Annotated in this window: 10 protein-coding genes; all 10 read left to right on the plus strand. The window is 61.3% G+C overall.

Going from position 1 to position 9,685, the window contains the following annotated elements; genetic code table 11:
• The first annotated feature begins 331 nt into the window (after positions 1-331).
• Positions 332-1,270, plus strand: coding sequence for a LysR family transcriptional regulator (locus ACEN2R_RS17705; RefSeq protein ID WP_442044013.1), 939 nt, complete (start codon positions 332-334; stop codon positions 1,268-1,270).
• A 115-nt stretch (positions 1,271-1,385) separates the two neighbouring features.
• The gene (dctP, locus tag ACEN2R_RS17710) at positions 1,386-2,387 is read left to right on the plus strand and encodes a TRAP transporter substrate-binding protein DctP (RefSeq protein ID WP_442044014.1); all 1,002 of its coding nucleotides are present in this window, start codon (positions 1,386-1,388) and stop codon (positions 2,385-2,387) included.
• A 53-nt stretch (positions 2,388-2,440) separates the two neighbouring features.
• Entirely contained in the window at positions 2,441-2,965 is a 525-nt protein-coding gene (locus ACEN2R_RS17715; RefSeq protein ID WP_442044015.1) for a TRAP transporter small permease subunit, read from the plus strand.
• Entirely contained in the window at positions 2,962-4,272 is a 1,311-nt protein-coding gene (locus ACEN2R_RS17720) for a TRAP transporter large permease (protein ID WP_442044016.1), read from the plus strand. Before ACEN2R_RS17715 ends, ACEN2R_RS17720 begins: the two co-directional genes overlap by 4 nt.
• Complete coding sequence (locus ACEN2R_RS17725) at positions 4,269-4,910, plus strand: glutathione S-transferase N-terminal domain-containing protein (RefSeq protein WP_442044017.1); 642 nt, start codon at positions 4,269-4,271, stop codon at positions 4,908-4,910. Before ACEN2R_RS17720 ends, ACEN2R_RS17725 begins: the two co-directional genes overlap by 4 nt.
• Positions 4,907-5,479 (plus strand): carboxymuconolactone decarboxylase family protein, encoded by a 573-nt coding sequence (locus ACEN2R_RS17730; RefSeq protein WP_442044018.1) that lies wholly within the window; start codon positions 4,907-4,909, stop codon positions 5,477-5,479. Before ACEN2R_RS17725 ends, ACEN2R_RS17730 begins: the two co-directional genes overlap by 4 nt.
• Positions 5,472-6,347, plus strand: a complete 876-nt coding sequence (locus tag ACEN2R_RS17735; RefSeq protein ID WP_442044019.1) for an amidohydrolase family protein — start codon at positions 5,472-5,474, stop codon at positions 6,345-6,347. Before ACEN2R_RS17730 ends, ACEN2R_RS17735 begins: the two co-directional genes overlap by 8 nt.
• Before the next feature lies 1 nt (position 6,348).
• A complete protein-coding gene (locus ACEN2R_RS17740; protein ID WP_442044020.1) occupies positions 6,349-7,149 on the plus strand; it encodes an SDR family NAD(P)-dependent oxidoreductase in 801 nt (266 codons plus the stop codon).
• 16 nt (positions 7,150-7,165) lie between these two features.
• A complete protein-coding gene (locus tag ACEN2R_RS17745; RefSeq protein WP_442044021.1) occupies positions 7,166-8,371 on the plus strand; it encodes a CaiB/BaiF CoA transferase family protein in 1,206 nt (401 codons plus the stop codon).
• Positions 8,372-8,465: 94 nt separating this feature from the next.
• Entirely contained in the window at positions 8,466-9,668 is a 1,203-nt protein-coding gene (gene pcaF / locus ACEN2R_RS17750) for a 3-oxoadipyl-CoA thiolase (RefSeq protein WP_442044037.1), read from the plus strand.
• Positions 9,669-9,685: the final 17 nt, after the last annotated feature.

Consider the following 9,685-nt stretch of genomic DNA (forward strand, 5'->3'; position numbering starts at 1 on the left):
GTTCGCGTGTTGTTTTCCTATTCCATTGTAACGGATGACTTGGGCAGGAACGTTTTGAACGGCATTCAACACGCTCCGTAGGCCAACAGTCCGGATCGTTATTCAGACGGAGATCACCAGGCCCGATCTCCTTGATCCGGCATTGCTGTGACCATCTCGCGCATCGCCCAGAGCGTGTCTGGACCCGACGCCATCAACAAAGCCCCTGCATTCAACAAACTGCACAGTGATTGAAAAAACAGGTTTCATATGCAAGGCATAGATCGCAGTCTGTTCCGTGCGACACGGATGACAGCGGGGACATTCGGACAGGCGCGCTGAGGAGACCTGAATGGCCGAAGCTAAGATCACGTCTGACTGGGAGCCGGACATCCGGACACTGCGCTGTTTTGTGACGGTGGCGGAAGAGCGCAATATCACCCGCGCCTCGAACCGACTGCACATCGCGCAACCTGCGCTCAGCCGGAAAATTGCCAGTCTCGAGCGTGACCTGAACCTTGTGCTGTTTGATCGCTCTGTGCGCGGGGTCGATCTGACGCCTGCGGGGAAGATCCTGTTGGACCGGGCCTATGCCATCTTCGGGCAGCTTGCACAGACGTTCCATGATGTGACGGCCAGTTCGGAAAAGCCCGCCGGTACAGTCGTTGTCGGTATGCCGCCCACGCCGGGCGAATTCATCGCGCCGCCGCTGTTGCGCCATGTCAAGGCGCATTTCCCCGAGATTGAACTGCGGTTTCGCGAAGGGTTCAGCCGCGAGTTGGAGAACTGGCTTCTGAACGGGCAGATCGGTCTGGCGGTGATGCACAACCCGCCAGAGCGCCCTGACATCACCAGTCAGGAGCTTCTGGTCGAAAAACTTCACCTGATCGGGCGGGCCGGTGCCCTGGACAAGCCATTTTATACTTTGGCAGAGGCTGCGGCGCTGCCGCTGATCATGCCGTCGCGGGCGAATTACCTGCGGCTTTTGGCGGACCAGCACGCCGAAGCTGCGGGTCACCCGTTGAACGTCATTCAGCGGGTTGACGGGATTTGGCAGCTTAAGGCGCTGGTGCGGGACGGTCACGGCTACACGCTGTTGACATTCGGTGGGGTGCTGACGGAATTCCATCTTGGCACCCTGACTGCGGCACCGATCATCGAGCCAGAGGTGCAGTGGCGACTGTGTACGGCAATCAAATCGGACCAGCGCCGTAACATGGCGGTTCTGGAGGTCGAACACGCCATCGGCGAAATCGTCGCCGATCTGGTCGCGCGGGACATCTGGCATTAATCATGCTTATAGGGCATGAAAGTCATGACAAAAGAGTATTTTTGGTATGACGTATTTTCTGTCACGCCTTCCGCAAGGATCGATCGGAGGGTTCGGTTCCAAGGGAGGACATATCATGAAGACACTCGTTTCCATCGCAGCCGTGGCCAGCGTTCTGGCCAGCGGCGCGTTCGCGGATACCTATAAATGGATAACGTCCAAGCCACAGGGAGCAGGCGACGCGCAGGCGATCACCACCCAGTGGTTTGTTGATCAATTTGCCGAACGCACTGGCGGCAAGCACCAGATCGAGATGTTCTGGGGTGGCTCTGTCGCCAAGGCGCGCGAAATCCCCGAGGCCCTGGCCGCAGGCGTCGGCGATTTCGGCGATGTTATCACGCCGTATTTTCCTGACCTGCTGCCGCTGAACAACACGGTGGGCTTTTTTATTCCGCAACCGATGGGCGCCAAAGCCGTTGGTGAGGCGATGGAAGCCTGGCATGCGAAATATCCGCAATTCGCGCAGGAACTCGCCCAGCAGAACCTCTATGCCGTTGGCTTCCGTCCGTTGGAAAGCTACGGGTTGCTCTGCACCAAGCCGGTCACCTCGGTCGCCGAGATGAAGGGCCTGCGTATTCGGTCTTACGGCTTTGCCTATCCTGCGCTGATCGAGGCGATGGGGGCGACGCCGGTCTCGATCACGACATCGGACGCCTATGAGGCGCTGCAACGCTCGGTCATTGACTGCACGCCGATCGGCCCGGCTTTGGCGCGTGGCTGGAAGTATGACGAGGTGGCGAAGTATTACATGGAAGTGCCATTTGGTGCCTCTTTCGGTCATATCATTACCATGAACCTTGATAGCTATACCTCGATGGATGCCGAGACCCGCGCTGTCGTGGATCAGCTGGGGCATGATTATCTGTTGGAGTATAGCCGGATGCTGGATGACGACGCCGCCCGTGTGCGCGAGCTGTGGAAGGGCGATCTGGCCGTCGAGGTCATCGCGTTCCCCGAAGGCGAGCTTGAGGCGCTGGTTGCCGATGAAAAGGTGCAAGCGGGGCGTCAGGAATGGATCGAAAAGGCCAAGGCGCTGGATGTTCCTGTCGATGACGTAGTCGGCATGCTGAAATTCTGAAGGCTGATCGCCGGTGCGGACAATGTCTGCACCGGCCTTACAGGAGATTTCTGATGCACTCTTTGATGCGTATTCGTGCGGGCTTTGGCCGCGTGCTTAACTTTTGCGGCCTGGCGGCGGGCGTGGTCCTGCTGGCGGTGATGGTCCTTGTCGTGGCCAACGCGCTGCTGCGATATTTGTTCAACGCCCCAATCGCCGGAACGCTGGAGCTGACCGAAGGCGCCCTGCCGATTATCGTCTTTCTGTCGCTGGCGATGACGCAATATGAAGGTGGGCACATCAAGGTCGTCTTGTTGACCCGAAAACTGTCTGTCAAAGCCCGGCGCGTCGCCGTGGTGTTTGCCATGCTGGCGGGGGCGGCTTTGTTCGCCTGGGCAACGTACGCGGGCTGGCGATTGACGGCCAAGTCCATTGCTATAGGCGAGATCGAGCGCGGTTCGATCCGCTACCCGCTTTGGCCGATCAAGGGGGCAATTGCCTTTGGCATGGCGCTTTTGACCCTGCAATTCCTAATTGACGCGGCTGTGGCCGCACGCGGCGGCACCCTGCCTGACAGCGAACCGGAGGAAATAGAATGAGCAATCTCGCAATCGGCCTGCTCGGGACGGCGGGTCTGTTTTCAGGCATCCTTCTGGGCGTCAACGTCATGGTGGTGCTGGGCCTTGTGGGTGCGATTGGCCTTGCCGCGCTTGTCGGCTTCAGCGCGTCGACGGCGCTGCTGTCGACGGTCTTCTTCGACACCACCCATTCATTCCATTTCTCGGTCATTCCGCTGTTCCTGCTGATGGGGTTTTTCGCCATGCGTGCCGGTCTGGGCGAGGATCTGTTCGAAGCGGCGTCCAAGTGGCTGGGCGGTCTGCGCGGCGGGCTGGCCATTTCGACGACGCTGGGGGCTGCTGCCTTTGGGGCGGCGTCAGGCTCGTCGGTTGGGACGGCCACGGTTTTTACCAAGCTTGCACTGCCGCAAATGCTGGACCGCGGCTATGACAAAAGCCTCGCGTCGGCTTCGATCGCGATCGCGGGCACGCTTGCGGTGATGATACCGCCCTCGGCGTTGGTCGTGGTCTACGGTATTCTGACTGATAGTTCGATTGGCGCGCTGTTGATCGCGGGGTTCATTCCAGGGATCCTGTTTGCGCTGATCCTGTGCCTTGCGATCTGGATCAGGGTTCGTATCACGCCCTCGTTGGCACCAATCGACACACGGCGCTTTACGCTTAAGGAAAAAGTGCTGTCACTGCGTATGGCGGGGCCGCTGGTTCTGGTCATCGTGGCGATTGTATCGGGGCTGTACCTTGGCATTTTCACCCCGACCGAAGCCGGCGGGATCGGCGCCATGCTGACCTTTCTTCTGGCATTGGTGCGTCATCGCGGCTTCAGGGGCATCGCCATGCGCGAGACGCTGATGGAAACAATGCGCACTACGGCGATGATCTTTGCCATCCTGATGTGCGCCTTGCTGTTTTCAAAGTTTCTGGCGTTATCGGGCATGACCAATGCAGTGGGAGGCTTTCTGATCGGGCTAGAGGTCAACCGGTGGGTGATCGTGGCACTGGTTGCACTGATTTATCTGGCCTTAGGCATGCTGATGGACGCGCCGGCGCTGCTGGCGATCACGCTGCCGATCACCCATCCGGTGATGATGGATCTTGGCTTTGATCCGGTGTGGTTCGGCATCTTTGTGGTGCTGTTGGTCGAGATCGGCGCCGTGACGCCGCCTGTCGGGATCAACTGTTTCGTTGTGCAATCGGCCTCGGGAGGGAGGGTCCAGCTGGAGGATGTGTTCCGTGGCCTGATGCCCTTTATGCTGGCGGGTCTGTTTATGCTAATGATCTTGTGTGTGTTTCCGCAGATCGCGCTGTTCCTGCCGGAGCGCATGAAATGATGGACCTACGCGCCTTGATCGACGATCCGTCGGTGCCCGTCGTGCTGCGCAGCACGGACACGTCCCCCTTCGGGCGCAAGGTGCGCATGGCGCTTCTTGTTCTGGGGCTGGCCGACAGGGTCACGCTGGAGCCGGCCGATACACTGGACACGGCGGACAGCCTGCGGGTGCAGAACCCTTTGGGCAAGATGCCTTGCCTGCTGATCGCGGGCGAGGCGTTCTTTGACAGCCATGTGATCTTGGAAATGCTGGACGGGCTTGCGGAGGGCGGCTTGCTTCGCGCGCAGGGATTGGCCCGATTTCGCGCCTTGACCCGTGCGCGGCTGGCCGATGGCATCACCGACGCCGCGCTGCTGGTCACCTATGAACACCGTTTTCGCGATCCGGCGATGGCCTCTGATCGTTGGCTGGCGCATCAGCGCAGCAAGATAAGCCGAGCGCTGGCCGTTTTCGAGGCCGATGCTCCAGATCCCACTCGGGCCGATCTGGTCACTATCACCTTGGCCGCCTGTCTTGGCTATCTGGACTGGCGGCAGCCATTGGACTGGCGCGCCGATTGTCCGGGCCTGACGATCTGGTTGGACCGTTTTGCACAGACCAATGCCTGCTGGGCCGCAACCGAAAGGACACTGAAATGAGCCGCTGGCCCGATCAACGCCTGTCTGCACCAGACCCCGCGACCTATGATGCGCGGCAACAGGACATCCATAATGCTATTGCAAGCGGCCCGCGCGGCGGGGTTCGGGGACCTTTGGCCGTCTGGCTGCACCGCCCCGAACTGGCGGCTAAGGCGCAGGATCTGGGGCGCTATTGCCGCTATGACACCCTGCTGGCCGACAGCCTGTCAGAGCTTGCGATCCTTGTTACGGGGCGCGTCTTCGGGTCAGAGTACGAATGGCAGATACACAAGGGCTTTGCCCTGAAGGCGGGGCTTTCGCCGCTTATAATCGAGGCGATCCGCCTGAACCAGCGCCCGTCGTTCGACGAGCCCGCCCAAGAGGTCGTGCATGACGTGGCCCGCGCCGTGCATGAGACCCGCAATGTCGATGATGCCCTTTACGCCCGCGCAGTTTCGGTGCTGGGCGAGGCCGCGTTGGTCGATCTGATCGGGCTGCTTGGTTACTACACGCTGATTTCCCTGACCATCAATGTGTTCAAGGTTCCGCCGATCGGCGACGATCCGGCGCCGGAGTTGCAAGATGACTGACACGCCCCTGACATGGAATCCCGAGTCGCACGCGACCAGCAGCGTGCTGCCGAAAGGCGCGACCGATTGCCATTGCCATGTGTTCGGCCCGACTGCGCGCTTTCCCTTCACCGATACGAACAGCTACAAGCCCGCCGACGCGCCGAAAGAGGCGCTGTTCGCCCTGCATGACAGAATGGGGATAGAGCGGTGCGTGATCGTACAATCTGCCGTGCATGGCTATGACAACAGCGTTGTCGTCGATGCCATGCAGGCACGGCCCGGTCGGTATTTGGGCGTGGCGCTTGCCCCGCCGGATATGGGCGATGCGGCGCTGGACACCCTTGCCGCGCAGGGTTTTCGTGGGGTGCGGTTCAACTACATGTCGCATCTTGCGCCCGGTGCAAGCGATGATGAACTGCAAGCGCTTGCGCCACGTCTTCGGGATCGGGGAATGCATGTGCAAGTGCATATGGAGGCCGGACTGATCGAGACACTGTCGCCGGTTCTTTCCAATCTTCCGGTGACGGTCATTGTTGACCATATCGGCCGTGTGGATGCCTCGGAGGGTATGGCACAGCCCCCGTTTCAGGCGCTGTTGCGTCTGCTTGATCATCCGAACCTCTGGTGCAAGGTGTCCGGGTGCGAGCGTGCCTCGCGGCAGGATCCGCCTTACAGCGATTCAGTGCCCTTCGCCCGTGCAGTGGTAGAGCGGTTTGGCGATCGCGTCGTCTGGGGCACCGACTGGCCGCACCCTAATTACCGCACCGATCCGCCCGATGACGGCGACCTGTTCGACCTTCTGCCGCATATCGCGCCGGATACGGCGGCGCTGAAGGCGCTGATGGTGGACAATCCGACACGCCTTTACCGATTTGAGGAGAGCTGACATGACTGGACGTCTTGAAGGAAAAGTTGCCATCGTGACCGGCGCGGGTTGCGTCGCGCCGGGTTGGGGCAATGGCCGTGCGACCTGCGTGCGCTTTGCCCAGGAAGGCGCCAAGATTTTTGCCGTCGATCTGCGCGCCGAGACGATGGAAGATACACTTGCCCGCGTGCGCGACACGGGTAGCGAGATTGAGCCATACCTGTGCGACGTGACCGACCGTGCGGCGGTCGAGGCGATGGTCGCGGCCTGTCTGGAACGGTTCGGGACGGTCGATATTCTTGTCAACAACGTGGGCGGATCCGCCAAGGGTGGTGCAACCAATCTGGACGAAGAGGCCTGGGACCGGCAAATGGATTTCAACCTCAAAAGCGTTTATCTGACCTGCCGCTCGGTGCTGCCACATATGGTGGCCAAGGGGGGCGGTGCTATCGTCAATACCTCTTCCACCTCCGGCACGCGCTATACCGGTGCGCCGCAGGTGGCCTATGCCTCTGCCAAGGCGGCGATCATCCAGTTTTCCAAAGTCACGGCAGTGGAATTCGCCCCCAAGGGCGTGCGTGTCAATACCGTGGTTCCCGGACAACTGCACACCCCGATGGTCGAGGCGCGCCTTGCAGGCCAGCGTGCGGGCGGTGATGTAGCCGCGCTGTTGCAATCGCGGATCAAACGCATCCCGCTGGGCTGGATGGGCGACGGGCGCGACACGGCAAACGCCGCGCTTTTCTTGTGCTCGGACGAAGCGCGCTTTGTCACGGGCACCGAAATCGTCGTTGATGGCGGCATGAGCGCACGTTGCGATTGATGACAGGAGGTCCGCGATGAAACCTGCTTTTTCCGGCCTTCGCGTCGTCGATACGACCCATGTTCTTGCCGGACCCTTCGCCAGCTATCAGCTGGCGCTTTTTGGAGCCGAGGTGATCAAGGTCGAAAACCCCGCTGAGCCCGACCAAGCGCGGTTTCAGGGCACGGACCGCGACTTGACCGGCGCTGCCATGGGGGCCTCTTTTCTGGGGCAGGGGGGCGGCAAAAAGGCGCTGGCGCTGAACCTGAAGACCGACGCGGGCCAGGACGCGCTGCGCCGGCTGGTGGCCACCGCCGATGTCTTTGTCGAAAACTATCGCCCCGGTGCGTTCGACGCGCTTGGGTTGGGCTATACGGCGCTGTCACAGTTGAACCCGCGCCTGATCTATTGCTCTATATCAGCCTTCGGGGCGACAGGCCCGCGCCGCGCCGAGACGGGCTATGATAATGTCATTCAGGCGTTTTCAGGCATGATGGACCTGACCGGATTTGGCAATGGGCGTCCACTGAAATGCGGTGCGCAGGTGGTCGACTATGCCACCGGCTTGACCGCCGCTTTCGCTATCACGGCCGCGCTTTTTCAACGCGAACGCGAGGGGCATGGCCAGCATATTGACGTCTCCATGCTTGATGTGGCGATGACGCTGATGACGGCGCATGGCACCGACTTTCTGCAATCGGGCAAGCATCCGCGTGCGGCGGGCAACCGCTTCGGCTTTGCCACGCTGGGGATGTATCGCGCGGCTGATGCCGACATGATGATCGGTGCCTCGAACCTGCGCCAGCAGCGGCGCCTGTGGACGGCGCTTGGCCGCACGGATCTGATCAAAGCCGACAACCTTGCGCGGATCGCAGGCTATGACGAAGAACACGACGCCCTGTCCCGCATCATTGCCGCCAAACCCGCCGGGTACTGGGAAACCTTCCTGACACAGAACCGCATCCCCGCGGCGCGTGTCCGCAGAATGGAAGAGGCCCTGAGCGACCCACAAACCCTTGATCGCGGGCAGATTATGACGCTGAGCGATCCATCGGGGCGGCTAAATGGTCTCAAGGTGATCGGTCCCGCCTTTCGGATGTCTGGTGGTCAGGCCGTTCTTCCCACCCCGCCACAGGCCGTTGGTGCTCAAAATGCTGAAATCCTGCGGGCCCTTGGTCTGACCGACGCCGAGATCGAGGCGCTATGTGTCGATACCCTCATCGGGGCGGATGCGGGGGTGTAGCCTGACCATTGGTCGGGCAGCGCAAAGTCATGCTCCGTTGCGATTTTGACGATGCTCGGACCATGTGGCTGGGAACAACGGGAGCTTGATGACGATGCCGGATGCCTTCATTTGCGATTACAGGCGCACGCCAATCGGACGATATGGCGGTGCCCTGTCCGGCGTGCGGGCGGATGATCTGGGTGCGATCCCGATCCGCGCCGTGATGCAGCGCCATGCGCTGGACTGGGCCGCGCTGGATGAGGTTGTGCTCGGCTGTGCCAATCAGGCGGGCGAGGACAACCGTAATGTCGCGCGTATGTCCGCGCTTTTGGCAGGATTGCCCGAAACGGTGCCTGGCACCACGATCAACCGGCTGTGCGGCTCTGGTATGGACGCTGTACTGACCGCTGCCCGCGCGATCCGGGCGGGCGAGATTGACCTGGCCATCGCGGGCGGTGTCGAAAGCATGTCGCGCGCGCCTTTTGTGATGCCCAAGGCAGGGGCTGCCTTTTCTCGTGCGGCCGAGCTGCACGACACCACCATTGGCTGGCGTTTCGTGAACCCACTGATGAAGGCGCAATACGGGGTCGATTCCATGCCTGAAACGGCCGAGAACGTGGCCGAGAAATTCGGCATATCGCGCGCAGATCAGGATGCGTTTGCCCTGCAATCCCAGCAAAAGGCAGGCGTGGCGATGGCCAAGGGGCGTCTGGCGCAAGAAATCACTCCGGTCACGATTGCACAGCGCAAGGGCGATGACCTGATCATCGACACGGACGAGCATCCGCGTCCCGATACCACAGCCGACGCCTTGGCCGCCCTGAAAGCGCCCTTCCGGCTGGGCGGCTCGGTGACGGCTGGCAATGCCTCGGGCGTCAATGACGGGTCGGCGGCGTTGCTTATCGCGTCGGGTGCGGCAGTGCGCAAGTACGCCCTGACACCGCTGGTGCGGATCATGGGCGGCGCCACGGCGGGCGTCGCGCCGCGGATCATGGGATTTGGCCCTGCTCCTGCCTCGGAAAAGCTGATGACGCGGCTTGGGCTGACGCAGGCAGATTTTGACGTGATCGAACTGAACGAGGCATTCGCAAGCCAGGGTCTTGCCACGATGCGTCACCTTGGCATTGGCGACGATGACCCGCGGGTGAATCCCAATGGCGGGGCCATCGCCCTTGGCCACCCGCTTGGCATGTCGGGCGCACGGATAACCGGGACCGCCGCACTGGAACTGTCCCTGACAGGCGGCCGCTATGCGCTGGCGGCGATGTGCATTGGTGTCGGTCAGGGGATTGCCATCGCGCTGGAGCGGGTCTGAGACGGACTTTTCGCATC

The organism is Pseudogemmobacter sp. W21_MBD1_M6 (assembly GCF_052119585.1).
In the GTDB taxonomy this organism is placed as follows: domain Bacteria; phylum Pseudomonadota; class Alphaproteobacteria; order Rhodobacterales; family Rhodobacteraceae; genus JBGQOJ01.

Excerpts from the sequence above, each read along its gene's own strand:
- dctP (WP_442044014.1), top strand. The coding sequence starts at position 1,386 with ATGAAGACACTCGTTTCCATCGCAGCCGTGGCCAGCGTTCTGGCCAGC.
- ACEN2R_RS17705 (WP_442044013.1), top strand. The coding sequence starts at position 332 with ATGGCCGAAGCTAAGATCACGTCTGACTGGGAGCCGGACATCCGGACA.
- ACEN2R_RS17735 (WP_442044019.1), top strand. The coding sequence starts at position 5,472 with ATGACTGACACGCCCCTGACATGGAATCCCGAGTCGCACGCGACCAGC.
- ACEN2R_RS17725 (WP_442044017.1), top strand. The coding sequence starts at position 4,269 with ATGATGGACCTACGCGCCTTGATCGACGATCCGTCGGTGCCCGTCGTG.
- ACEN2R_RS17740 (WP_442044020.1), top strand. The coding sequence starts at position 6,349 with ATGACTGGACGTCTTGAAGGAAAAGTTGCCATCGTGACCGGCGCGGGT.
- ACEN2R_RS17745 (WP_442044021.1), top strand. The coding sequence starts at position 7,166 with ATGAAACCTGCTTTTTCCGGCCTTCGCGTCGTCGATACGACCCATGTT.
- ACEN2R_RS17720 (WP_442044016.1), top strand. The coding sequence starts at position 2,962 with ATGAGCAATCTCGCAATCGGCCTGCTCGGGACGGCGGGTCTGTTTTCA.
- ACEN2R_RS17715 (WP_442044015.1), top strand. The coding sequence starts at position 2,441 with ATGCACTCTTTGATGCGTATTCGTGCGGGCTTTGGCCGCGTGCTTAAC.
- ACEN2R_RS17730 (WP_442044018.1), top strand. The coding sequence starts at position 4,907 with ATGAGCCGCTGGCCCGATCAACGCCTGTCTGCACCAGACCCCGCGACC.
- pcaF (WP_442044037.1), top strand. The coding sequence starts at position 8,466 with ATGCCGGATGCCTTCATTTGCGATTACAGGCGCACGCCAATCGGACGA.